This is a genomic window from Gordonia sp. (in: high G+C Gram-positive bacteria), from assembly GCF_047600385.1.
Lineage (GTDB): Bacteria > Actinomycetota > Actinomycetes > Mycobacteriales > Mycobacteriaceae > Gordonia.
The window spans coordinates 42101-66607 of the sequence record NZ_JASGKZ010000002.1; the positions used below are offsets into that span (position 1 = coordinate 42101).

15 protein-coding genes, 1 pseudogene and 1 riboswitch are annotated in these 24507 nt (G+C 71.0%); of the genes and pseudogenes, 6 read left to right on the forward strand and 10 right to left on the reverse strand.

All coding sequences use genetic code 11. The features are described 5' to 3' along the window. Positions 1 to 52: 52 nt before the first annotated feature. The 5 genes from QM809_RS17745 to prpD form a co-directional block, all read right to left on the reverse strand. Positions 53 to 697, reverse strand: coding sequence for an NUDIX hydrolase (locus QM809_RS17745; protein WP_415047182.1), 645 nt, complete (start codon positions 695 to 697; stop codon positions 53 to 55). Between the two features lie 201 nt (positions 698 to 898). Then, a complete protein-coding gene (locus tag QM809_RS17750; RefSeq protein ID WP_415047183.1) occupies positions 899 to 4288 on the reverse strand; it encodes a pyruvate carboxylase in 3390 nt (1129 codons plus the stop codon). A gap of 149 nt (positions 4289 to 4437) precedes the next feature. Beyond that, entirely contained in the window at positions 4438 to 5559 is a 1122-nt protein-coding gene (locus QM809_RS17755; protein WP_415047184.1) for a bifunctional 2-methylcitrate synthase/citrate synthase, read from the reverse strand. Then, complete coding sequence (prpB, locus tag QM809_RS17760) at positions 5556 to 6470, reverse strand: methylisocitrate lyase (protein ID WP_415047185.1); 915 nt, start codon at positions 6468 to 6470, stop codon at positions 5556 to 5558. The genes QM809_RS17755 and prpB overlap by 4 nt, the downstream gene beginning before the upstream one ends. Before the next feature lies 1 nt (position 6471). Beyond that, on the reverse strand, positions 6472 to 7974 hold the full coding sequence (gene prpD, locus QM809_RS17765) for a 2-methylcitrate dehydratase PrpD (protein ID WP_415047186.1): 1503 nt from the start codon (positions 7972 to 7974) through the stop codon (positions 6472 to 6474). Positions 7975 to 8094: 120 nt separating this feature from the next. On the opposite strand from prpD, the gene QM809_RS17770 reads away from it, so the two are divergent. After that, positions 8095 to 9552 carry a short-chain fatty acyl-CoA regulator family protein gene (locus QM809_RS17770; RefSeq protein WP_415047187.1) on the forward strand — a complete coding sequence of 486 codons (1458 nt, stop codon included), beginning with the start codon at positions 8095 to 8097 and terminating at the stop codon, positions 9550 to 9552. Positions 9553 to 9570: 18 nt separating this feature from the next. Here QM809_RS17770 and QM809_RS17775 read toward each other — a convergent pair whose 3' ends face one another. Further along, positions 9571 to 10782, reverse strand: coding sequence for a PucR family transcriptional regulator (locus QM809_RS17775; protein WP_415047188.1), 1212 nt, complete (start codon positions 10780 to 10782; stop codon positions 9571 to 9573). Between the two features lie 135 nt (positions 10783 to 10917). Here QM809_RS17775 and QM809_RS17780 point away from each other — a divergent pair, with 135 nt between their 5' ends. Both QM809_RS17780 and QM809_RS17785 read left to right on the forward strand, forming a co-directional pair. Then, positions 10918 to 12471: a flavin-containing monooxygenase gene (locus tag QM809_RS17780; RefSeq protein WP_415047189.1), complete on the forward strand. Its 1554-nt coding sequence runs from the start codon at positions 10918 to 10920 to the stop codon at positions 12469 to 12471. A gap of 113 nt (positions 12472 to 12584) precedes the next feature. Next, positions 12585 to 14099: an acyl-CoA synthetase gene (locus QM809_RS17785; protein ID WP_415047190.1), complete on the forward strand. Its 1515-nt coding sequence runs from the start codon at positions 12585 to 12587 to the stop codon at positions 14097 to 14099. A 164-nt stretch (positions 14100 to 14263) separates the two neighbouring features. On the opposite strand, the pseudogene QM809_RS17790 reads toward QM809_RS17785, so the two are convergent. After that, positions 14264 to 15658 (reverse strand): annotated as a pseudogene (locus QM809_RS17790) (CdaR family transcriptional regulator); the annotation flags it as partial. A gap of 209 nt (positions 15659 to 15867) precedes the next feature. Between QM809_RS17790 and QM809_RS17795 the strand changes: the two are divergent. The 3 genes from QM809_RS17795 to QM809_RS17805 all read left to right on the forward strand — a co-directional run bounded on the left by QM809_RS17795 (position 15868) and on the right by QM809_RS17805 (position 22477). Beyond that, positions 15868 to 19461: a bifunctional proline dehydrogenase/L-glutamate gamma-semialdehyde dehydrogenase gene (locus tag QM809_RS17795; protein WP_415047191.1), complete on the forward strand. Its 3594-nt coding sequence runs from the start codon at positions 15868 to 15870 to the stop codon at positions 19459 to 19461. A 135-nt stretch (positions 19462 to 19596) separates the two neighbouring features. Further along, complete coding sequence (gene putP, locus QM809_RS17800; protein ID WP_415047192.1) at positions 19597 to 21138, forward strand: sodium/proline symporter PutP; 1542 nt, start codon at positions 19597 to 19599, stop codon at positions 21136 to 21138. 43 nt (positions 21139 to 21181) lie between these two features. Then, positions 21182 to 22477 carry a serine hydrolase gene (locus QM809_RS17805; protein WP_415047193.1) on the forward strand — a complete coding sequence of 432 codons (1296 nt, stop codon included), beginning with the start codon at positions 21182 to 21184 and terminating at the stop codon, positions 22475 to 22477. A 240-nt stretch (positions 22478 to 22717) separates the two neighbouring features. Here QM809_RS17805 and QM809_RS17810 read toward each other — a convergent pair whose 3' ends face one another. Genes QM809_RS17810 through QM809_RS17820 form a run of 3 tightly spaced genes read right to left on the reverse strand, consistent with a single transcriptional unit; the run spans position 22718 to position 24329 of the window. Next, on the reverse strand, positions 22718 to 23233 hold the full coding sequence (locus QM809_RS17810; RefSeq protein WP_415047194.1) for a histidine phosphatase family protein: 516 nt from the start codon (positions 23231 to 23233) through the stop codon (positions 22718 to 22720). A gap of 1 nt (position 23234) precedes the next feature. After that, positions 23235 to 24065 (reverse strand): CbtA family protein, encoded by an 831-nt coding sequence (locus tag QM809_RS17815; protein ID WP_415047195.1) that lies wholly within the window; start codon positions 24063 to 24065, stop codon positions 23235 to 23237. Between the two features lie 27 nt (positions 24066 to 24092). Then, positions 24093 to 24329 carry a CbtB domain-containing protein gene (locus QM809_RS17820; RefSeq protein WP_415047196.1) on the reverse strand — a complete coding sequence of 79 codons (237 nt, stop codon included), beginning with the start codon at positions 24327 to 24329 and terminating at the stop codon, positions 24093 to 24095. A gap of 39 nt (positions 24330 to 24368) precedes the next feature. Beyond that, positions 24369 to 24495: riboswitch (cobalamin riboswitch) on the reverse strand. Between the last annotated feature and the right edge of the window lie 12 nt (positions 24496 to 24507).

A 24507-nucleotide genomic window follows, 5' to 3' on the forward strand; every position in this document is an offset into this window, starting at 1 on the left:
ACCCGGCTCCCGGACCCCCGCGGTCCGGGAGCCGGTGTCGTCTCCGGGCCGGTCAGCGCCAGGCGAAGAGCGGCTGCTCCAGGTGGTCGACGCGGGTGTCGCGGCCGCGCACGACGACCTCGGCGAACTGGTAGATCACCGCGGCGGTCGGCGCGTGCACCCAGTGCCCGAAGATCGGCAGCCGGATCACCGGGCGGTCGGACTCTTCGATGGTCTCGAAGGCCGGTTCGGCCACCACCTCGTCGAGTGTCGCGAAATGCAGCGTGTGCACCTCCGCCGGGCTGGGGACCGGCGTCACCGGCTCGTCCGCCCAGCACACCACCGGGGTGATCAGGTAGCCCGAGCGGGTCGGGTAGTCGTCGAGCACGCCGAGCACCGAGTCCGGGGCGAGACGGACACCGAGTTCCTCGTCGAGTTCGCGCAGTGCGGCCTGCACGGCCGTCTCCCCCGGATCCAGCTTTCCGCCGGGGAGTGCGAACTGTCCTGGGTGGGCGCGGAGCGTCGCGGGTCGTCGTGCCACCCAGATCCCCCGGTCCGCCCCGCCTCCCGCACTCTCTGAGTTCTCATGAAAGCTCCCTGAGCCCGTCGAAGGGACCACCGTGATCGCGACGGCCGCCGGCCTCAGCCCGGCATCGACGACGGCGCGGCGCTCCCACTGCGAGAGTCGCCGCGCCGCCAGGTCGCGCGTCAGATCCATGTGTTCAGGGTAGGGGCTTCGACACGATCCGCTCACCGCCGTTCGCGAACCGGCTCAGCCGACGGAGGTGGTCTCGACTCCGCTCGACCAGCGAAGAGGGCTGACCAGCGAAGAAGACTCGACCCGTGAGGAAGACTCGACCGACGAAGAGGGCTCGACCCCCTCGATGGTCGAGCGGAGTCGAGACCACACTCCTCCGGACTATCCGAGCTCCACCAGCAGATCGCCCGCGCCGACCTCGGTGGCCGGGTGCACGACGACGCGCTTGACCGTCCCGGCGGTCTGCGCCGAGATCGAGGCCTCCATCTTCATCGCCTCGATGGTGCCGATGACGTCGCCGGGGGCCACCTCGTCGCCGACGGCCACCGAGACCGTGACCACGCCCGCGAACGGTGCGCCGATGTGGTTCGGGTTCTCCTTGTCGGCGCGCTCGCGCACCTCCACCGAGACGTCCGCCGACCGGTCGAGCACCGGCACCGGCCGCAGCTCGCCGTTGAGCGTGCACATCACGGTCCGGATCCCCGCCACGTCGGGTTCGCTGACCGCCTCCAGGGTGATCAGCAGCTGGACGCCGTCGCGCAGGATCACCCGGTGCTCGTAGCCCTGGTTCAGTCCGTAGAAGAACTGGTACGCGGGCAGGCGCGAGGTGTCGCCGTACTCCTCGCGGTGGGCCAGGTATTCGGCGGTCGGGCCGGGGAAGAGCAGACGGTTCAGGGCCGCCTGACGCTCCGGTCCGGGTGTCTCCAGCAGCGCCTGGTCCTCCGGCGCGAGCACCTCTTCGGTCACCTCCGACGACCTCCCGGCCAGGATCTTCTCGCGCAGCGGCTCCGGCCAGCCCGCGGCCGGCTCGCCGAGCTCACCCTGCAGGAAGCCGACCACCGAGTCGGGGATGTCGTACGACGTCGGATCGGCGGCGAACTCCTCGGCGGTGATGCCCTGGGCGACGAAGGCGATGGCGAGGTCGCCGACCACCTTCGACGACGGGGTCACCTTGACCGGGCGGCCGAGCAGGCGGTTCGCGCCGGCGTACGCCTCCTCGACGGCCTCGAACTGGTCGCCGACGCCGATCGAGATGGCCTGCTGACGCAGGTTGGAGAGCTGGCCGCCGGGGATCTCGTGGTCGTAGACGCGGCCCGTCGGCGCCGGGATCCCCGACTCGAAGGTGCCGTACATCTTGCGCAGCGCCTCCCAGTACGGCTCCAGCGAGGTGACCCGGTCCAGGTCCATGCCGGTGTCGTACTCGGTGTGCGCGGCCGCGGCGACGATCGCCGAGAGCGCGGGCTGGCTCGTCGTCCCCGAGAGCGGGGCGCCGGCGCCGTCGACGGCGTCGGCGCCGGCCTCCCAGGCCGCCAGGTAGGTGGCCAGCTGACCGCCCGGGGTGTCGTGGGTGTGCACGTGGATCGGCAGGTCGAACTCCGAGCGCAGCGCGCCGACCAGCGTGCGGGCCGCGGCCGGACGCAGCAGCCCGGCCATGTCCTTGATCGCCAGCACGTGCGCCCCGGCGTCGACGATCTGTTCGGCCAGGCGCAGGTAGTAGTCGAGGGTGTAGACGTCCTCGGCGGGGTTCGCCAGGTCGCCGGTGTAGCTCATCGCGACCTCGGCGACGGTGGTCCCGGTCGCGCGGACGGCGTCGATGGCCGGGCGCATGGCGTCGACGCTGTTGAGGGCGTCGAAGATGCGGAAGATGTCCACCCCGGTGCGGGCGGCCTCGTCGACGAACGCGGTGGTCACCTGCGTCGGGTACGGGGTGTAGCCGACGGTGTTCTTGCCGCGCAGCAGCATCTGCAGGCAGATGTTCGGCAGGGCCTTCCGGAGGCGGGCGAGCCGCTCCCAGGGGTCCTCCTTGAGGAAGCGCAGCGCGACGTCGTAGGTGGCCCCGCCCCAGCACTCCACCGACAGCAGTTCCGGGGTGAGCGCGGCGACGTACGGCGCCACCGAGACCAGGCCGGAGGTGCGGACGCGGGTGGCCAGCAGCGACTGGTGCGCGTCGCGGAAGGTGGTGTCGGTCACCGCGAGCGCCTTCTGTTCCCGCAGCGCCCGCGCGAAGCCCTCCGGGCCCAGCTCGTCGAGCCGCTGTTTGGAGCCGGCCGGCGGGTTCGCCAGCGTCTCCGCGCCGAGCTCGGGCAGCTTCTTGTGCGGGTGCACCGGGGTCGGGACGAGGCCGTGCGGGCGGTGCACGGTGACGTCGGCCAGGTAGTTCAGCAGTTTCGAGCCGCGCTCGGACGAGCGCACCGCGGTGAGCAGTTCGGGCCGGTCGTCGATGAACGACGTCGTGATGGCGCCCGCCTGGAAGTCCGGGTCGGCCAGCACGGCCTTGAGGTAGTCGATGTTGGTGTGCACGCCGCGGATCTTGAACTCGGCGAGCGCGCGCTGCGCGCGCCGGACCGCGGTCGGGAAGTCGCGGCCGCGGCAGGTGAGTTTGACCAGCATCGAGTCGAAGTGGCCGGTCACCTCGCTGCCGAGCGCGGCGGCGCCGTCGAGTCGGACGCCGGTGCCGCCCGGCGCGCGGTAGACGTTGATGCGGCCGGTGTCCGGGCGGAAGCCGTCGGCCGGGTTCTCGGTGGTGATGCGGCACTGCAGGGCGGCGCCGTGGACGGCGATCGAGTCCTGCGAGAGGCCGAGGTCGGCCAGGGTCTCCCCCGCGGCGATGCGCAGCTGAGAGGAGACCAGGTCGACGTCGGTGACCTCCTCGGTGACCGTGTGCTCCACCTGGATGCGCGGGTTCATCTCGATGAAGTAGTGCCGACCGCGCTCGTCGACCAGGAACTCCACGGTGCCGGCGCACGTGTAGTCGATGTGCCGGGCGAAGGCCACCGCGTCGGCGCAGATCCGCTGCCGCAGCTCCGGGTCCAGGTTCGGGGCGGGTGCCAGCTCGACCACCTTCTGGTGGCGCCGCTGCAGCGAGCAGTCGCGCTCGTACAGGTGGATCACGTCACCGGTGTGATCGGCGAGGATCTGCACCTCGATGTGCCGCGGGTTCACCACGGCCTGCTCCAGGAAGACCGTCGGATTGCCGAACGCCGCCTCGGCCTCGCGGGAGGCCGCGCCGATCGCCTCGGCGAGGTTCTTCGGGTCGTCCACCCGGCGCATGCCGCGGCCGCCGCCGCCGGCGACGGCCTTGACGAAGATCGGGTAGGTCATGTCCTCGGCGGCGGCCACCAGCGCATCGACGTCCGACGACGGCGCCGAGCCGGCCAGCACCGGCAGGCCGGCCTCGCGGGCGGCCTGCACCGACTGCTTCTTGTCGCCGGTCAGCTCCAGCACGCGCGACGACGGTCCCACGAAGGTGATCCCGTTCTCCGCGCACGCCGCCGCCAGCTCGGGGTTCTCCGAGGCGAAACCGTATCCGGGGTACACCGCGTCGGCGCCGGCCTGTTGCGCGGCGCCGATCAGCGCGTCGACCGAGAGGTACGCCTGCACCGGTCGGCCCTGCTCGCCGATCTGGTACGACTCGTCGGCCTTCCCGCGGTGCACGCAGTTGCGGTCTTCGTAGGGGTACACCGCGACGGTGCCCGCACCGAGTTCGAATGCGGCACGGAACGCACGCACCGCGATCTCACCGCGGTTGGCCACCAGGACTTTGCTGAACATGTTTGCCTCGTTGCTTGGTTGCATGAGCTGACATCGGCGCGGCCGCCCCGCATCGATGGACCTTCGGGAGAGGCGGATTCACGGAGTGATCCACCTCTCCCGAAGATATACAATATTTAATACCCTATTCGAGGCCGTGTCGGACGGTCTCAGGCCGGGATCGGGCGCTGCACGGGACCGTCGTAGGCCGACAGCGGACGGATCAGCGCGTTCGAACGGGTCTGCTCGACGATGTGCGCCGTCCATCCCGCGATCCGGCTCATCACGAAGATCGGCGTGAACATCGGGATGTCGAAGCCCATCAGGTGGTACGCCGGACCGGTCGGGAAGTCGAGGTTCGGCTTGATCCCGGTCCGGGCGTCCATCGCCTCGGCGAGCTCACGGTAGATACCCAGCCACTTGTCCTCGCCCACGTGCTCGGACACCTTCACCAGCGCGTCGTACATGGTCGGCACCCGCGAGTCGCCGTTCTTGTAGACGCGGTGACCGAAGCCCATCACCTTCTCCTTGGCGTCGAGCTTGGCGTTCAGCCAGTCCTTGGCCCGCTCCGGGCGATCGATCTCGATCATGTCGTACATCACGGCCTCGTTCGCGCCGCCGTGCAGCGAGCCCTTGAGCGCGCCGATGGCCGCGGTCACGGCGCTGTAGATGTCCGACTGGGTGGAGGTGACCACCCGCGCGGCGAAGGTCGAGGCGTTGAAGCTGTGCTCGGCGTACAGGATCATCGACTGCGTGAAGGCGGCGACGATCTCGGTATCGGGCACCTTCCCGAAGCACATGTTCAGGAAGTTCTCCGCGTACCCGAGCCCGTGGTGCGGGGCGATCGGCTCCTGGCCGCGACGCCGGCGGAAGTCGGCAGCGACGATGGTCGGCAGCACCGCCAGCATCCGCAGGCCCTTGTCGAGGTTGGCCTCGGGGGTGGGCACGTCCTCGTCCGGGTCCACACTGCCGAGATAGCTGATCATGGTGCGGACGGTGTCCATCGGATGGCAGTTCTCCGGGATCCGCGCCAGCACGGCCTGCGCCGAGCGGTCGAGCCGCCGGTTGGCCCGCTCCCGCTGGGTGAAGAGCGCGAGCTGCTGCGGCGTCGGCAACTCACCGTGCCAGAGCAGGTAGGCCACCTCCTCGAACGTTTTACTCGCCGCCAGGTCCTGTACCGCGTAGCCGCGGTAGGTCAGGCTGTTGGTCTCCGGGACCACCTTGGAGACGGCGGTGGTGTCGACCACCACGCCTGCCAGCCCCTTGCGGATCTCGATCGACTGTTCGGTCATGACTGCTCCCCCGGTCGGGTGTAGGTGAAGATGGACGAATCGAAGTCGTTGTAGTCGGCGTACCGCAGGAACTCGTAGAGCCGGGCGCGGTGCTGCATGCCGTCGAGCACGCCCGCCTGGGTGCCGTCCTCGGCGATCCGCCGCAGGCCCGCCTCGACGGCGCCCATCGCCAGCCGCAGCGTGGTGACCGGGTAGATCACCACGTTGTAGCCGATGGCGCGGAACTGCTCGGCCGTGAACAGCTCGGACTTGCCGAACTCGGTCATGTTGGCCAGCAGCGGCGCATCCACCTCGTCGCGGAACCGCTTGAACTCGTCGAGGTCGGCGAGCGCCTCGGTGAAGATCAGGTCCGCACCGGCGGCGACGTACTCCTTGGCGCGGGCGATGGCCGCGTCGAGTCCCTCGACGCCGCGGGCATTGGTCCGGGCGCAGATCACGAAGTCCTCGTCACGGCGCGCACCGACGGCGGCCCCCAGCCTGCGGACCATCTCCGCCGCCGGGACCACCTCCTTGCCGTCGAGGTGTCCGCACCGCTTCGGATTCACCTGGTCCTCCAGGTGGCAGCCGGCCAGGCCGGCGTCCTCCAGGACCGCGACGGTGCGGGCCGCGCTCATCGGTTCGCCGAAACCGGTGTCGGCGTCGATCAGCGTCGGCAGATCGGTGGCGCGGGCGATCGCCCCGCCCCGGGCGGCCACCTCGGTGAGGGTGGTCAGGCCGATGTCGGGCAGACCGAGGTCCGCCGAGAGGGCCGCGCCGGAGACGTAGACGCCCTCGAAGCCCGCGTCGGCGACGATCTTGGCGACCAGCGGCGAGAACGCCCCCGGCCAGCGCTGCAGCTCACCGGAGGTCAGCCCGGCCCGCAGCGCCTTGCGCTTGTCGGCGTCGGTGACGCCGGACGAGAAGAGAGCCATCTCAGAGGATTCCCTCGCCGGTCGACGGCGCCGAGGCCAGCACGTCGTCGAGCACGCGCACGTTGAGCGCGCCCAGGCCGCCGGCCGGGATGTCGGCGAGACCGGTGGCCGCGGCGGTGAAGCGCTCCTGCTCGGCGGGGTCCACGACGCCGTCGGCCATCCGGGCGAACTTGGTCAGGTACTGCTCGCGGGCGAACGGCCGGGCGCCCAGCGGGTGCGCGTCGGCCACGGCCAGCTCGTCGGTGATCACGTCGCCGTTCTTCATGGTGATCACCGCGCGGGCGCCGAAGGCCTTCTCGTTCGGGTCGGTCGAGTGGTAGCGGCGGGTCCACTCCGGGTCCTCGACGGTGGAGATCTTCTTCCACAGCTCGACGGTGTCCGGGCGGCCGGCGCGCTCGGGGGCGTACGACTTCTCGTGGTCCCAGTCGCCGTCCTGCAGCGCCACGGCGAAGATGTACATCACCGAGTGGTCCAGGGTCTCGCGGCTGGCCTTCGGGTCGAACTTCTGCGGGTCGCCCGAGCCGGTGCCGATCACGTAGTGGGTGTGGTGGCTGGTGTGCAGCACGATCGACTCCACCTCGGCGGTGTCGCCGACGCGCTCGCGCATGCGGCGGGCCAGGTCGATCGGGGCCTGGCTCTGGTACTCGGCCGAGTGCTCCTTGGTGTAGGTGTCCAGGATACCGCGCTTGGCCTCGCCGGGGCCCGGCAGCGGCACGGTGTAGCGGGCGTCGGGGCCGCCGAGCAGCCAGGCGATGACGCCGTCCTCGCCCTCCCAGATCGGCGACGGGGCGCCCTCTCCGCGCATGGCGCGGTCGACGGCCTCGACGGCCACCTTGCCGGCGAGCGCCGGGGCGTAGGCCTTCCAGCTGGAGATCTCGCCCTTGCGCGACTGGCGGGTGGCGGTGGTCAGGTGCAGCGCCTGGCCGACGGCCTGGTAGATGGTCTCGATCTCCAGGCCGAGCATGGTGCCCAGGCCCGCGGCGATCGACGGGCCGAGGTGGGCGACGTGGTCGATCTTGTGCTCGTGCAGGCAGATGCCCTTGACCAGGTCCACCTGGACCTCGTAGGCGGTGGCCAGGCCGCGGATCAGGTCGTGGCCGTTGGCACCGACGCGCTGGCCGACGGCGACGAGCGCCGGGATGTTGTCCCCGGGGTGGCTGTACTCGGCGGCCAGGAAGGTGTCGTGGAAGTCGAGTTCGCGGACGGCGACGCCGTTGGCCCAGGCGGCCCACTCCGGCGCGTACTCGCCGTCGATGCCGAAGACGCCGGAGCCGCCGGTCAGCGGACGGGTCTGGGCCTGGCGGCGGGCGCTGGTGACCGGACGGCGGGCCACCGAGGCGGCGCTCACGGCGGCGTTGTCGAGGATGCGGTTGATGATCATCTCCGCGGTGTCGGCGGGGACCTCGACCGGGTCGACGGCGATCTGGGCGATCTTGTAGGCGAGGTGCTCTTCCTTCGGGAAGGTCTCGGAACTGCGGCGCGTGTAAACCTCGTGATTGATCATGTTTGCACCGTACGCACGGGGTGGACACCGGGAAAAGACCTAGCAAATGCGTATTCTTGCGAATCTTCACGGGCGATTCTGCGAATGTTGCGGACGCCGGGAGGAGTAGTCTTCCATGACATGGCGAAGACCTATGTGGGCGCCCGACTGCGCCGTCTCCGCGAGGACCGCGGCATCTCGCAGGCGTCGCTCGCCCGTCGCCTCGACCTCTCCACGAGCTACGTGAACCAGCTCGAGAACGACTCCCGGCCGATCACCGTCCCGGTCCTGCTCAAACTCACCCGGGAGTTCGAGCTGGCCCCGGACTTCTTCGCCGCCGACGGCGACGCGCGCCTGACCGCCGACCTCGCCGACGTCCTGCGGGAGCACGGCGAGGCGCCGCTCTCCCAGGCCGAGGTGACCGAACTCGTCTCGCGGATGCCCGACGTGGGACGCACCCTGGTGAGCCTGCACCGCCGACTGGCCGCCGCCACCGGCGAACTGGAGAGCTACCGCAGCGACCCCACCGGCAGTCCGCACGACGAGGACGCCGCCCCCGGCACCCCGTTCGAGCAGGTGCGCGACTACTTCTACGACCGCCGCAACCACATCGCCGAACTCGACGACGCCGCCGAGAAGATGTTCGCGCGCGCCGGGCTGCGGATCGGCGGACTCGACGTCCAGCTGGCCCGGTTCCTGGCCACCGACTACGGGATCAGCGTCCGCTACATCGACCCCGCTCCCGGCACCGAGGTCGACACCACGCCCAAACGCCGCTACGACCCGTCGACGGCCACCCTCTCCCTCGCCCGCCGACTGACCCGCGGTCAGCGGGCGTTCCAGCTCGCCACCCAGCTCGCGCTGCTGAGTCAGCGCGAGTTGATCGACCGCCTGGTCGACGACGCCGCGAACCCCTCGGCGGCGCATCGGACGGGGGAGCTGGACCCCGGATCGATTCCGGTGGCCCGGACCGGCCTGGCCAACTACTTCGCCGGCGCACTGGTGCTGCCGTACACCCAGTTCGCGGCGGCCGCCCGGCACGTGCGATACGACGTCGACCTGCTCAGCCGTGATTTCGAGGTCGGCTTCGAGACCGTCTGCCACCGCCTGTCCACGCTGCAGCGCCCCGGCGACCGCGGGATCCCGTTCATCTTCGTCCGCGTCGACAAGGCCGGGAACATCTCCAAACGCCAGTCCGCGACCGCGTTCCACTTCTCCCGGGTCGGTGGCAGCTGCCCGCTGTGGGTGGTGCACGACGCCTTCTCGATGCCCGGGCGCATCCACACCCAGGTGTCGGAGATGCCCGACGGCCGCACCTACTTCTGGCTGGCGCGCACTACCGATCCGACGCAGCAGGGCCATCTCGGCACACCGTCGCACTTCGCCGTCGGCCTCGGCTGCGACCTCTCCCACGCCGAGGAGCTGATCTACGCGACGGGGATCGACATCCGCGAGCCGCGCACCGTGATCCCGATCGGCGCCGGCTGCAAGGTGTGCCCGCGACCGAGCTGCCCGCAGCGCGCCTTCCCCCTCCTCGGGCGCCCCATCGCGCACGACGAGACGATCAGCGCCGCGGTCCCCTACCAGCCGGTGGTGTGACCCCCCCCCCGATCCCGCCTACGCTCCCGAGCCCCGCCAGTGCCACACCTCCAGGGCCGCGGCGACGGCGACGGCGTTGTCCGCCAGCGGGACCGGCAGCAGTTCCTCGGCCTTCGCCAGGCGCCGCACGACGGTGTTGCGATGCGTGTACAGCCGTTCAGCGGCGGCACTGGCGTTGCACCGCTGGGCGAACCACACGCGGAGGCACTCGACCACCTCGGGTTCGGCGTCGAGCAGAGCGCCGAGCGTGGCGGACACGAAGCCGGAGACCTTCTCGTCGTCGTCGCTCATCGCGTCGATCAGGCGCACCTCGCCGTACTCCGCGACGGTCCGGTCGACGCCCGCGCGTTGCAGTATCCGGTGGACGGTGAGCGCCTGGAAGTGGCTGCGCCGGAAGCCCTCCCGTCCCTCGCCCGGCGAGCCGACGGCGATCCGCACGTCGTCGTAGGTCCGGGCGGCCTCGTCGAGCACGAGGTCGACGGCGGGAAACCACACCCACAGCTGCGATGCCCCGGCCAGCACCACCAGCCGCCGGGTGATCCCGCCGGCCTGCATGATCGCCTCGCACGCCGACTCCAGGCGCTCGGCCGGAACACGCGGTCCGCCGGAGATCACCGCCGCGAGCTGGGGGCCGTCGAGCCGGTACCCGAGCTGCGCGTGGGCCCGCGCATCGGAGACCGGTGCGCCCTCGAGGACCAGCGCGACCGCGGCGCGGCGCTGCGCGTGGGTGTCGCCGGCCAGCTCGGCGCGGGCGACGTCGATCATCTCCGCCAGCGAGCGCACGGTGTCGTCGATGTAGGTCGCGATCGAGGCGGACGTGACCTCCAGGAGTCGCCGCAGCAGGTCGCGGTCGTCGGTCAGGGTGAAGCAGATCTGCATCCACAGCTGCCAGGCGACGTTCTGCGAGGTGCGGAACGAGTCCAGCGTGCTCGCGTCCAGACCGCGCCGCACCAGGTCGCGGACGAACACCTCCATGTCGTCGGCGGTGCGGACGCTCACCCGCACACCGGGCTCCGCCAGGTTCGCGGCGGCCCAGTGCTCGATGTTGGCGGCGGTCGTCCGCAGGGCGATGTCGAGCAGTTCCGGATCCTCGGCGACCGCGTCCATGCCGGTGCCCTGCAGCACGCTCTCGTCGAGCGCCCTGGCCCACTCCGGGGGCGCGGCCAGCACCAGCCGAACGCCCTCTCGGATCAGATCAGCCACCGCGGGATCGACCGCCACCGTCACCATATGGTCGATTATGCACCATGAATATCGATAACGGGGTGCATATCGACCTTGCATATTTCCACGATGCCAACGATCATTGGTACATGCGGCGGTGCAGCCCCGCCCCGCCTCCTCGACCGAACGGAATCGACACCCATGACGACCGAGACCACCCCCGGCACCGACGTCCTCGACGTCCTGATCATCGGCGCCGGGATCTCCGGCATCGGCGCGGCGCACTACCTCAAGACCGAACACCCGGACAAGAGCTTCACGATCCTCGAGTCGCGCCACACCCTCGGCGGCACCTGGGACCTGTTCAAGTACCCGGGCCTCCGCTCCGACTCGGATCTGCACACCTTCGGCTTCGGTTTCAAGCCGTGGATGGACAACCAGGCCATCGCCGACGCCGACCGGATCATCGACTACCTGACCGAGGCCGCCGACGACGACGGCCTGACCGAGAAGATCCGCTTCCACCGGCGGGCCGTCGGCGCCGACTGGAACACCGCCGACCAGGCCTGGCACGTCACCGTCACGAACACCGATCCCTCGGCGGTCGCGACGGAGGGCGAGGACGCCCCCACCGAGTTGATCCGGGCCCGCTGGATCTTCGCCGGCACCGGGTATTACAACTACGACGAGGGCTTCACCCCGGACTTCCCCGGCAAGGAGCGCTTCACCGGACAGATCATCCACCCGCAGCACTGGCCGGAGGACCTGGACTACTCCGGCAAGAAGATCGTCGTGATCGGTTCCGGGGCCACGGCGGTGACCCTGGTGCCGTCGATGACCGACGACGCCGCCCACGTCACCATGCTCCAGCGCACCCCGACCTACGTGATCCCGCTGCCCCGCGAGGACGCCGTCGCCAACGTGCTGAAGAAGGTCCTCGGCGCCGACCTCGGCTACAAGCTCTCCCGGGAGAAGAACATCCTGCAGCAGCGCGTCATGTACGAACTCTGCCAGCACTTCCCGACCCCAATGCGCGCGGTGATCCGCGGCACCAACAAGGCCATGCTCGGCAGGGACTTCCCGCTGGATCCGCACTTCAACCCGCCGTACAACCCGTGGGATCAGCGCCTGTGCGTGGTGCCCGACGGCGACATGTTCCGCGCACTCAAGCGCGGTGACGCGTCGATCGTCACCGACCGGATCACGACCTTCACCGAGAAGGGCATCCTGCTGGAGAGCGGCCGGGAGCTGGAGGCGGACATCATCGTGACCGCCACCGGACTGAACCTGCAGATGTTCGGCGGCATGGACCTGGCCGTCGACGGCGAGCCCGTCGTGCTGAAGGACGCCGTCGCCTACCGCGGCGTCATGCTGTCGGGGCTGCCGAACCTCGCGATGGCGCTCGGCTACACCAACTCGTCGTGGACGCTCAAGGTCGACATGCTGTGCCGGTACTGGTGCCGCATGCTGGACCACATGGACGCCCACGGCTACACCAGCGTCCGCCCGGAGGTCCCCGCGGGACTGGAGACCCGTCCGCTGCTCGACTTCGGCGCGGGCTACGTCAAGCGTGCGCTGGACGGTCTGCCCAAGCAGGGCACCGAGAAGCCGTGGACCATGTCGATGAGCGTCTACACCGACCGCGGCCAGCTCGATCGCGGCCCGGTGGACGACGAGTTCCTCACCTACTCCGCGGCGCCCGCGCAGGCTCCGGCGGAGACGGACGCCGCACCGACCAGCCCCGCGACCGTCTGACCGCACTCGACCGACTTCGACGAACCCCGCACCGCCACGGTGTGGGGTTCGTTACATTCGCGCCACAGGCGTGCTCACGCCCGCCGGAAGCGACGACGAGGAGACGGAACCACATGACCGGTTTGAGCAGTTGGATCACCCGCCGGGCCGAGCGCACCCCCAATGCGGTGGCCCTGATCGACGCCCCCACGGGCACCGAGACCACCTACGCCGCACTCGCCGATCAGGCCGCGCGCCGCGCCGCCGCGCTCCGCACGCGCGGGGTCCGGCGCGGCGACCGCGTCATGATCCTCGGCCTCAACTCGACGACGCAGCTGGCCACGATGTTCGCCGTCGCCCGGCTCGGCGCCGTCAGCGTCCCGGTGAACTTCCGCCTCGGCCCCGCCGAGATCGCCTATCTGATCTCCAATGCCGCCCCGGCCCTGCTGCTGCACGACGACGTGTTCGCCCCGCTCGCCGCGGACTCCGCCGAGGCCGCCCCGCGGGCGGTGGATCTGGTCCACCTGGATGCCCTCGACGAGCCGGAGGACTCCTTCGCCGACGAGGAGCCGGTCGGCGCCGACGACGTCGCCATGCTCATGTACACCTCCGGCACCACCGGAAAGCCCAAGGGCGCCATGCTGACCCACGGCAACTTCGAGTGGAACGCGATCAACATGCTGGTGGCCGGCGAGGGGCTCACCCCGCGCGACCGGACCCTGGCCGTCGCACCGCTGTTCCACATCGGCGGGCTCGGCCTCTACGTGCTGCCGATCCTGTACTCCGGCGGCAGCGTCGTCGTCGCGCCGGCGTTCGACCCGGCCCAGACGCTGAAGATGCTCGCCGACTTCCGCATCACGGTGCACTTCATGGTTCCGGCGATGTGGGCGGCGATGACCAAGGTGCCCGATTTCGACGACCACGACCTCTCCGCGCTGCGCTGTCTGCTCTGCGGCGGAGCCCCCTGCCCGCTTCCGGTGATCGACTTCTACCAGGGCAAGGGCCTCACCTTCATGGAGGGCTTCGGCATGACCGAGCTCTCCCCGACCGCCTGCGTCCTGGAGTCCCGTTACGTGCGCAGCCACGCCGGTTCGGTCGGACGACCCGTCCTGCACGTCTCGGCACGGATCGTCGACGACGAGGACCGCGACGTCGCGACCGGCGAGGTGGGCGAACTGCTGATCGCCGGACCGAACGTGTTCGCCGGCTACTGGGGGCTGCCCGCGGTGTCGGCGCACGAGAAGCGGGGCGGCTGGTTCCACACCGGCGACCTCGCCCGCCGCGACGCCGAGGGGTTCGTCACCCTGGTCGACCGCAAGAAGGACATGATCGCCACCGGCGGCGAGAACGTCTACCCGATCGAGGTGGAGCAGGTGCTCTTCGCGCACGACGACGTCGACGACGTCGCCGTGATCGGACTGCCGGACGAGACCTGGGGCGAAGCGGTGACGGCGATCGTCACCCTCCGCGACGGCGCCACCGCCGCCGCCGACGACCTGATCGCGTTCTGCCGCAGCAGGATCGCCGCCTTCAAGTCCCCGCGCCGCGTGGAGTTCGTCGACGCGCTCCCCCGCAACGCGACCGGCAAACTGCTCAAGCGGAGCCTGCGCGAGATCTTCGGCGACACCGCCTCGGCGGTCAGCCGCTGACCGGCCCGCCTCCCCCGTCGAGTCGCAGGCCCTCGTCGAGCCGCCGTCCTTCGTCGAGTCGCAGCGCCAGCGCGACCAGGAGACGGTCGTCCGGATCGTCCAGCCGCAGCCCGGACACCGTCTGGGCCCGTTCGAATGCGGTAGCGCAGCGTGTTGACGTGGATGCCCAGGACGCGGGCCGCGTCCCGGACGTTGCCGTGGGCGTCGCTCCACGCGCGCACGCTGGCGACCAGTTCGGCGGCGTGCTGGGCGTCGTAGTCCCGCAGTCGGGCCAGGCGCGGATCCGCCAGTTCGGGCAGTCCGGAGAGCCGGTCCACGATCTCGGTGAGCAGCACCGCGGTCCGCGACTCGGCCAGGGTGGTGACGCGCGGCGCGGTGCCGGTGGTGGCCGCGAGCACGCGGTCGCATTCGGCGCGGGCCGCCGGGACCGCCTCCAGCCCGCTCACCGGGGTGACGATCACCGCGCGCAGCCGGCCGCGCCGCACTCCGTCGGCACCGGAGGCACGACGGCCGGACGGCGTGCTCGCAGGCTCCGGGGCCCCCGGCGGATCGAACCGGTTCAGCAGCGACTCGACCCACTCGGTGAGCCGGTTGCCGCCGCGCTCGGGCACCAGCAGATACGCCCGCGCGCCGATCACCGCGGTCACCGCGCTCGCCGCGAACGCGCTGGCCTGCAGGCGCAGCGCTCCGCCGAGCGCCGCGATCGTCTCGGCGTCCCGCCCGTCCCGGTCGGCCGCCGCGAGTCCCACCAGCGACACCTCCCGGCGGGCCGGGATGCCCAGGTAGGCGCTCGCCGAACCGGCGTCCACCCCGCCGTGCTCACCGAAGACGCGCTGCACCAGCTGCGCCTCCGTCGACGGCGCCTGGAACACCCGGGTGAGGATCCGCGCGGCCACCGCGGCGGCCCCGCGGAGGACCTCCCCGGCGTCGTCGTGCAGGGGCTCGGCGCCCTCCTGCACCCAGATGGAACCGAGGTGCCTGCCGGTCGGTCCGTGGACGCCGATCACCAGTCGCCGATGCCACGACTGCTCGGGGTTCTCCGGGACGTCGACCACCTCCCCGCCGCGCCGGATCGCCTCGAAGACGCCGGCGCGGCGCAGCAGCGCCAGATATTCGGGCGGCCCGCCGCGGCCCAGGATCGTCTCCACGCGCAGTCGATCGGCCTCGCCGCGCGACGGCGAGTAGGCGAGCACCCGGGTGCTCGTCGGGTCCTCGATCGAGACCAGGCCCCCGGTGCCGTCGGCGATCAGCGACACCAGGCCGTACAGATCCAGGTCCGCCGACGTCGGATCGGCCGGCCCGATCTCCCGCGCCCGGTCGAGCCGGTCCCCGATCACCGCCAGCACCCGGTCCCAGCGGACGCCGCCCACGATCGTCACCGCGGCCGACCCGGCCTCCGTCGCGGCCCGGGCCACCGCGAGCGACTTCGTGATCACCGCGGACGGACCGTGCTCACCGGCCGTCACCCGGGTGAACGCACCGGCGTCCACGCCGACCAGCAACAACAGGTCGACGTCGGGCCACGCCCCCGCGGAGGCCAGTCCGTCGCCGTCGGCCATGGCGACCGAGGCGATCTCCGGGTCGCCGCCCAGCACCGTCCCGGAGACCCCCGAGTCCAGAGCCGTCACCAGTTCGCTCAGCGGTACTCCACGGGATCCTCGCACCGCTCCACCCTCGCACACCCTTCGGTCGTATGCACGACGATGGGGCCGATACTTCGTCCGACTCGACGATGACGTGTCCCCGATCACCGGAGTTCACTACTCGCATGTCTCAGCTCACGTCCGTTGCCCAGAGCAGCGATCCCACCGCCGTCCGGGCCGAACTGGCCGATCTGGACGCCCGCGCCCAGGACCTCGTCGCCCGCTGGCTCACCGCCACCGCGGCCACCGCGAGCAAGCCGCACCCGTCGGCGGCCCGGCTCGCCTCGATCCTGTCGGACCCGAAGGGGCTCGACTTCACCGTCGGCTTCGTCGACCGCGTGATCGGCACCGAGGACGAGGCCGCCGCCGCCCGCGCGCTCGCCGAGATCACCGCGGACCTGCCCGCATCCCTCAAGGCCGTCGACCGCGCCCAGCTGCGGATGGGCGGCCGGCTCGCCACCGCGATGCCGAACGTGGTGATCCCGGTGGCCCGCGCCCGCATGCGCGCCATGGTCGGCCACATGATCGTCGACTCCCGGGACAAGCAGTTCACCAAGACCATCGCCCGGCTCCGCGCCGGCGGCCACCGCCTCAACGTGAACCCGCTCGGCGAGGCGGTCCTGGGCGAGGCCGAAGCCGACCGGCACCTGGAGCAGGCGCGGGCGCTGCTGCGACGCGACGACGTCGACTACGTCTCGATCAAGGTCTCCTCCATCGCCTCGCAGCTGTCGATGTGGGCCTTCGACGAGACCGTCGAGTACGTGCTCGACCGCCTCACCCCGATGTACCTGGAGGCCGCGCAGGCTCCGGCGGGCACCAAGTTCATCAACCTCGACATGGAGGAGTACCGCGATCTCGAACTCACCATCGAGGTCTTCACCCGGCTGTTGAGCCGCCCGGAGCTGGAGGACTACGAGGCCGGGATCGTCCTGCAGGCCTACCTCCCCGATGCGCTGGGCGCCATGGAGCGGCTCGCCGACTTCGCCGCCGAGCGGGTCCGCGGCGGCGGCGCCGGGATCAAGGTGCGCCTGGTCAAGGGCGCCAACCTCGCGATGGAGAAGGTCCACGCCGAGGTGATGGACTGGCCGCTGGTCACCTGCGAGTCCAAGCTGGCCACCGACGTCAACTACAAGCGCGTCCTGCACCAGATCCTGGACCGGGGGAAGATGACCGGTCTGCGCCTCGGCGTCGCCGGCCACAACCTGTTCGACATCGCCTTCGCGCATCTGCTGTCCGACCGGCGCGGCGTCGCCGACCGGGTCGAGTTCGAGATGCTGCACGGCATGGCCACCGAGCAGGCCGAGACCGTCAGCGCCGACGTGGGCCGCCTGCTGCTCTACGTGCCCACGGTGTCGCCGAAGGAGTTCGACGTCGCGATCTCGTACCTGGTGCGCCGCCTGGAGGAGAACGCCGCCTCGGAGAACTTCATGTCGGGGATCTTCGATCTGGCCCCGGGCAGCGAGTCCCACCGGCGCGAGGCACGACGGTTCAGCGCCGCGATCGAAGCGCTGGCCGTCGCCCTGACCACCGGCCCCCGCGTCCCCGGCCCCAACGACCACCAGAACCGGACCGCGGAGGAGTCCGCCGATCCCGACCATCCCCTGAGCGATCCCACCCGCTCCCTGAGCACCGTCGAAGGGTCCCCCGCCCTCCCGCCCTTCCACGGCGAACCGGACACCAACCCCGCCCTGCCCGCCAACCAGGCCTGGGCCCGCGCCGCACTCGAGCGCAGCGCGCAGCCCGGCTGGCTGGAGACCGTTCCGGTGCCGGAGACCATCGCCGAGGACCGGGTCGACGACGTCGTGGCCGCCGTCCGCGCCGCGGCCGCCGAGTGGGCCGCCCGCCCGGCCGCCGAACGCGCGGAGATCCTGTCCCGCGCCGCCGACGTCCTGGCCCGCCGCCGCGGCGAACTGGTCTCGATCGCCGCCGCCGAGGCGGGCAAGGCCGTCGCGCAGTCCGACCCGGAGATCTCCGAGGCCGTCGACTTCGCGCGCTACTACGCCCGACGCGCCCTCGACCTGGAGGCCGTCGACGGCGCCGAGTTCACCCCGGACCGCCTCGTCGTGATCACCCCGCCGTGGAACTTCCCGATCGCCATCCCGGCCGGCGGCACCTTCGCCGCGCTGGCCGCCGGCGCGGGCGTGATCCACAAGCCGGCCCGCCCCACCCCGCGGTGCGCCCAGGCCGTGATCGAGGCGCTCTGGGAGGCCGGTGTCCCGCGCGAGGTCTGCGTCGGCATGTTCCCCGACGAGGGCCCGGCCGGGAAGCGGCTGCTGAGCCACCCCGACGTCGACCGGGTGATCCTCACCGGCGCCTCCGACACCGCGGCGCTGTTCGCGTCGTGGCGCCCCGAACTGCACATCAACGCCGAGACCTCCGGGAAGAACGCCCTGGTGATCACCCCTTCGGCGGACCGCGACCTGGCGATCAAGGACCTCGTCTACAGCGCCTTCGGCCACGCCGGACAGAAGTGTTCCGCGGCCTCGCTGGGCATCCTCGTCGGACCGGTCTACCGGTCGGAGCGTTTCCGTCGCCAGCTGGTCGACGCGGCGTCGTCGCTGGTCGTCGACTGGCCGACGAACCTCTCGGCCACCGTCGGCCCGCTCACCGAGGACCCGAGCGACAAGCTCCGCCGCGCCCTCACCACCCTCGAGCCGGGTGAGCGCTGGCTGCTCGAGCCCAAGCCGCTCGACGACTCCGGCCGCCTGTGGTCGCCGGGGATCAAGGACGGGGTGGCGCCCGGATCGTTCTTCCACCGCACCGAGGTCTTCGGACCGGTCCTGGGCCTGATGCAGGCCGCCGACCTCGACGAGGCCCTCGAGCTGCAGAACGCCACCGACTTCGGTCTCACCGCGGGTCTGCACTCGCGGGACGTGAAGGAGGCCGAGGTCTGGGTCGACCGCGTGCAGGCCGGCAACCTCTACGTGAACCGCGGCATCACCGGCGCGATCGTGCAGCGCCAGCCGTTCGGCGGCTGGAAGTACTCGTCGGTGGGGCTGGGCTCCAAGGCCGGCGGCCCCAACTACCTGATGCTGATGGGCCGCTGGTCCGACGCCGGACCGCTGCCCGGCGGCGACGCGCCGGCCGCTCCGCGCCTGCCGCGGGTCGCCGGATTCGTCGACCGGGTCGCGGCGACGTTCGACGACGCCGACGCCGCCTGGCTGCGCGCGGCCGCAGCCGACGACGATGCCGCCTGGTCCGCCGAGTTCGCCACCGGACGGGACATGACCGGCCTGACCTGCGAGGCGAACGTCTTCCGGTACCGCCCGGCCGAGACGACGATCCGCCTCGCCGCCGATGCCGAGCCCGTGCAGGCGGCACGGGTCCTGGCGGCCGCGGCCCGCGCCGGGGTCACCCCGCGGATCTGGGTCGCCCCGACGCTCGACGCCGCCCATCCGGTGGGCGCCCTGCTCGAGACCGCCCGGCGCGTCCTCGGTCTCGGGGCGCCGGTGACCGCCACCGACGCCGAGTTCGCGGCGCGGCTCCCGCAGCTGACCGAGGGCCGGATCCGCCACCTGGGAACCGTGAGCGACGTCGTGCGCCGGGCGATCGCCGCCCGCCCCGAGGTCGCCCTGCTCGACGACGCCGTCGTCGTCTCCGGGCGCGTCGAACTGCGGTACTGGCTGGCCGAGCAGTCCGTGTCGATCACGCTGCATCGCTTCGGCAATCCGGATCGCCCGTTCGGGGAGTTCGCCGCCGCGCTGACCACCCCGGCCTAGGTCCGATCCGTCCCCCTCGCTTGGTAGGTTTCAGGCGAGGGGGGCGGTCGTCTCCGCCCCCACAGATCCTCTCGGATTCCTTCGGCTCTCCATCTGGAGTGACCACCATTCAGAGCTCACCTCAAGGAGAGTCGCATGTCCATAGCGAGTACCGGACTGGGCTGGCAGTACACCGCCCTGGTCCTCTATTTCGCGGCGATGATCGCCATCGGCTTCTACGCCTACGCCAAGACCAAGAACGATCTCGACGGCTACATGCTGGCCGACCGCGGTCTCAAACCGTGGGTCGCCGCGCTCTCCGCAGGCGCCTCGGACATGTCCGGCTGGCTGCTCATGGGTCTGCCCGGCGCGATCTACCTCAGCGGTCTGGTTGAGTCGTGGATCTTCATCGGCCTGATCATCGGAGCCTGGCTCAACTGGACCTTCATCGCACCGCGCCTGCGCTCGTACACCGAGGTGGCCGGCGACGCGATCACCATCCCGAGCTTCTTCGGCAAGCGCCTGCACGACGAGACCAACATCGTCCGGATCGTGTGCGGCGTGGTGATCCTGGTGTTCTTCACCTTCTACATCTCCAGCGGCATGGTGGCCTCCGGGAAGTTCGCCGAATCCGCGTTCGGCTTCGACTATCTGTGGGGCATGCTGCTGGTCGCCGCGATCACCATGCTGTACACCCTGTTCGGCGGCTTCCTCGGCGCCTCGCTCACCGACGTCGCCCAGGGTCTGCTGGTGGTGGTCGCCCTGCTCGCGGTGCCGATCATGGGCATCATCGACCTGGGCGGTCTGGGCGCCACCGTCGACGGCATCCAGGCCGTGGATCCGGAACGGCTGAGCCTGTTCGCCGGCGGCAGCGTCCTGGCCGTCGTCTCGGCACTCGCGTGGGGCCTCGGCTACTTCGGCCAGCCGCACATCATCGTGCGCTTCATGGCGCTGCGCGCACCGAGCGACGTCCCGGTGGCCCGCCGCATCGGAATCGGCTGGATGCTGCTCTGCGGCGTCGGCGCGGTCGGCACCGCCCTGGTGGGCATCGCCTACTTCGGCAAGTCCGCGAACCCCGACCTGAACGACGCCGAGACGGTGTTCCTGGTGCTCTCGCAGCTGCTGTTCCACCCGTTCATCGCGGGTCTGGTGCTGGCCGCCGTGCTCGCCGCGGTCATGTCCACGATCTCCTCGCAGCTGATCGTGTGTTCGTCGGCGCTCATCGAGGACCTCTACAAGATCGTCGCCGAGAAGGCCGGATGGAAGGAGCTGTCCCCGGTCGTCTACGTGCGACTCGGCCGTCTCGGCGTGCTCGTCATCGCGGTGATCGCGGTGCTCATGGCGCTCTCGCCGTCGAACAGCATCCTGGCCCTCGTCGCCTTCGCCTGGGCCGGTTTCGGCGCCGCCTTCGGCCCGGCCGTGATCCTCGCCCTGTACTGGCGGCGCCTGACCGCGTGGGGCGCGCTCGCCGGCATCGTCGCCGGTGCGCTGGTCGCCTACGTCTGGGGCCAGACCTCGCTGCACGACAGCCTGTACGAGATCATCCCCGGGTTCATCGCGAACTTCCTGGTCGCCGTCCCGGTGAGCCTGCTGACCAAGCGCGACGCCTCGGAACAGATCGACGCCGAGTTCGACGAGGCCGCCGAGCTGGCCCGGCGCAAGCGGGGAAAGGAACGCCCGGTCCTCGAGTCCGCCTGAACTCCGCGCTCCGGTCCGCTCCGGCGGCAGTAGCCTGGCTGTCGTGACCGCACCAGCAGAACTGTGGCCCGGGCGCATCCACGCGCCCGACAGCCTCACACCCGATCACCTCGCCTCGCTCACCGACGTCGCCGACGAGACCCCGCTCCCCGACGACCACCGTGCCGCGGACCGGATCTGGGAGGCGGCCGAGCACTGGTATCAGGCCGGGACCCAGCCCGGGATCGGCGTGTGCCTGCGGGTCGACGGCGAGGTGATCCTGGACCGGGCGATCGGGCACGCGCGGGGCGTCGTCGTCCGGGCCGCCGACGGCGCCCCGCCCGCCGGATCCGGATCCGGGGAGGCGCTCGAACCGTTTCGGACGGACACCCCGGTGTGCGTGTTCTCCTCGGCCAAGGCGATGGCGTCGACGGTGCTGCACATGCTGATCGAGCGCGGTGACCTGCGCCTGAGCGACCGGGTGGACGATCTGATCCCCGGTTACGGCGCCCACGGGAAGTCTCGGACGACGATCGACCACGTCCTCACCCACCGCGCGGGCGTCCCGATCCCCACCGGCCCGCGGGTGGATCTGCGCCGCAGCGAGGACAGCGCGTACACCCGTGCGATGCTGTCGCAGCTGCGGCCGATCTATCCGCCCGGGACGCTGCACTTCTACCACGCGCTCACCTGGGGTCCGCTGGTCCGGGAGATCGTGGCGGCCGCGACCGGCCGCGGCATCCGCGACGTCCTGGCCGAGGAGATCCTCGATCCGCTCGGGTTCCGGTGGACCAACTTCGGGGTCCGGCCCGACGACGTCCCGCTGGTGGCGCCCAGCCACCCGACGGGACCGCCGTCCGGCGGGATGGCGGATGCGGCGTTCACCCGGGTGGTCGGCGGCACCCTGGCCAAGACCGTGGAGCGGGCCAACACCCCGGCGTTCCTGACCGGGGTGGTGCCGTCGTCCAACGCGGTCTCCACCGCGCACGAGCTCTCCCGCTTCGCCGAACTGCTGCGGCGCGGCGGCGAGCTCGACGGGCATCGGGTGCTGTGGCCGGCCACCGTGCGCGCGGCCGTCCGGCAGCGGCGGCGGCTGCGCCCCGACGTGGCCACCGGCGGCGCCCCGCTGCGCTGGGGCACCGGATTCATGCTGGGTTCGCAGCGGTCGGGCCCGTTCGGCCGCGATGCTCCGGCGGCGTTCGGCCACACCGGGCTCACCCAGATCGCGATGTGGGCCGACCCGCAGCGACGACTCTCCGCCGCCGTGGTGTCCACGGGCAAACCGACGGACCATCCCGAGAGCGACCGCTACGGCGCACTCCTGGACACCGTCAATCGGATGATCCCGAAGACGAGTTGAGCCGCACCTCTCCACGACGAGGCTCCACTCCAGTCGTGGGGAGCCGACCTCTCCACCGCAGAGCTCGCTCCCTCGGTAGGGCTCGCTTCCGCAGTAGGGCTCGCTTCCGCAGTAGGGCTCGCTTCCGCAGTAGGGCTCGCTTCCGCAGTAGGGCTCGCTTCCGCAGTAGGGTTCGCTTCCGCCGGCCGAGCCGGGTCGCGAACGCAGTGAGCGGCCCGTGTCGAAGCCCCCGCTCCCGGCTCAGGGACCGGGTACGACTCGATCGGAGGACCGGTCGTGGCGGAGAAGGACCCCGGGGCGTACCTCCGTGCGGAAGAAGGACTCCGGGGCCTCGCACAGCAGCGCCTGGACCACGGGTTTGGCGACGACCAGGAGCGTGTCGTCGTGCATCGCCGTGACCGCGGCCCGGATCCGGGTGACGAAGGCGCGCACCGACTCGCCCCCGTGCGGCACGGCGTCGGGGTCGGTGAACCACGCACCGAGGTCGGGGCCGGGGATCTGTTCGGGGGTCCGGCCGCGCCAGGAGCCGACGTCGAGCGTGGCGAGCGCCGGGTCGACGTCGCTCCCGTGTCCCAGCAGTTCCGCGGACTGCCGCACCGACCGCTCCGGGCCGACCCGGACGACGGATCGGCCCGGAGGCGGTTCGATGTGCAGCGCCTCGATGCTCGCGATGCCGCGGGCATCGAGCACGTCGTGCTCACCGCCGAATCGCACCGACCGGTTCGGGGCGGTGCGTCCGGCGACGATCAGCAGCACGTCAGGCGGCGGCAGGTTCGGCGGCGCGCTCGGCGGTGTCGGCGCCGCGCTTCATCAGCACGCCCAGCACCAGGCAGAAGACGGTGACCAGCACGGCCCACAGGATCACCTGGTTGGCGATCGCGTAGACGCGGAAATCGGCCACCACCTGGCCGGGGAAGCCAGCGCCGTAGATGACGCCGTCGTGCTCCACCGGGCCGGGGACCTCGTGGAAGGTCGGCAGCAGCGCAGCGGTGATCGTCATGACGACCAGGTAGCCGACGGCGGCGGCGATCCCCGACAGCAGGCCGCCGAGACGATCCCACAGAGTCATCGCGAGCCACACCGCGCCGGCGGCGACCGCCAGCGACACGATCGTGATGATCAGGTACGACGTCGAACGCGACCCGATGGTGTCCTCCTCGCCGACGGCGGGCGGGTTCGGCGGGTACACGAAGTACGGGACGCCGATCACGGCGACGAAGCCGATCACGCCGAGGGCGCCGGCGACCAGGCGCGGGTCGACGTCGGCGAAACGACGGCCGACGTAGGCCCACAGGACGGTGAAGGCGACGGCGAAGAAGGCGCCGATGCACAGCGCGAAGATCACCGTGCCGATGCCCGCGCCGATGTTCTCCTGCACCGAACGGGTGAACAGTTCACCGTGTTCGTGCCCTTCTTCGACGGCGTGACCCATCGCCGCGTGCATCTTCTCTTCGGCGTGCGCGCGGTAGTCCTCGTAGTCGATGGCCTTGGCGACCTGCGGCTCGATGAAGATGCGCGCGTAGACGAAGGCGACGATTCCGGCGATCAGGCCCGAGAGCAGACCTGCGCCGACGAATGTGCGTTCCATGTTCCGTTGTCCTCGTTTCCGTCGGTACTAGTGGCAGGGGAAGCCGAGGAAGTGGCGGGCGTCGTGGATGAACTCGTGCACGTGGGCGTCCTCGCCGAACACCGACACGGCGCCCTGGTCGTAGCCGAGGAAGTAGTAGGCCAGCGCGGCGACCAGCACCGTCGCGGTGAGGAAGAGCGCCGTCGAGACCGTCTCGAGGTGCGGTACGGCCAGGCTGCGGACGCGCTGGGCGCCGGCGTCTGCCGAATGTGCGGATGCGGTCATGAGAGAACCTGCTTCCGGGATCGTGCGTCCCGTCGTGGTGGATGTGCGGGTGCCCGCCGCGGTGCTCTGACTCGGTCTCGTGCTGTCGTACGAGTCCTCACAGTGGCGCGACCGTCCCGGAATCTCACCGGGTTCCCCGCGTCGGACTGCGCTCAGAGTACTCTCAGGGTCCGATTGT

Excerpts from the sequence above, each read along its gene's own strand:
- QM809_RS17745 (WP_415047182.1), bottom strand. The coding sequence starts at position 697 with ATGGATCTGACGCGCGACCTGGCGGCGCGGCGACTCTCGCAGTGGGAG.
- QM809_RS17750 (WP_415047183.1), bottom strand. The coding sequence starts at position 4,288 with ATGTTCAGCAAAGTCCTGGTGGCCAACCGCGGTGAGATCGCGGTGCGT.
- QM809_RS17755 (WP_415047184.1), bottom strand. The coding sequence starts at position 5,559 with ATGACCGAACAGTCGATCGAGATCCGCAAGGGGCTGGCAGGCGTGGTG.
- prpB (WP_415047185.1), bottom strand. The coding sequence starts at position 6,470 with ATGGCTCTCTTCTCGTCCGGCGTCACCGACGCCGACAAGCGCAAGGCG.
- prpD (WP_415047186.1), bottom strand. The coding sequence starts at position 7,974 with ATGATCAATCACGAGGTTTACACGCGCCGCAGTTCCGAGACCTTCCCG.
- QM809_RS17770 (WP_415047187.1), top strand. The coding sequence starts at position 8,095 with ATGGCGAAGACCTATGTGGGCGCCCGACTGCGCCGTCTCCGCGAGGAC.
- QM809_RS17775 (WP_415047188.1), bottom strand. The coding sequence starts at position 10,782 with ATGGTGACGGTGGCGGTCGATCCCGCGGTGGCTGATCTGATCCGAGAG.
- QM809_RS17780 (WP_415047189.1), top strand. The coding sequence starts at position 10,918 with ATGACGACCGAGACCACCCCCGGCACCGACGTCCTCGACGTCCTGATC.
- QM809_RS17785 (WP_415047190.1), top strand. The coding sequence starts at position 12,585 with ATGACCGGTTTGAGCAGTTGGATCACCCGCCGGGCCGAGCGCACCCCC.
- QM809_RS17795 (WP_415047191.1), top strand. The coding sequence starts at position 15,868 with ATGTCTCAGCTCACGTCCGTTGCCCAGAGCAGCGATCCCACCGCCGTC.
- putP (WP_415047192.1), top strand. The coding sequence starts at position 19,597 with ATGTCCATAGCGAGTACCGGACTGGGCTGGCAGTACACCGCCCTGGTC.
- QM809_RS17815 (WP_415047195.1), bottom strand. The coding sequence starts at position 24,065 with ATGGAACGCACATTCGTCGGCGCAGGTCTGCTCTCGGGCCTGATCGCC.
- QM809_RS17820 (WP_415047196.1), bottom strand. The coding sequence starts at position 24,329 with ATGACCGCATCCGCACATTCGGCAGACGCCGGCGCCCAGCGCGTCCGC.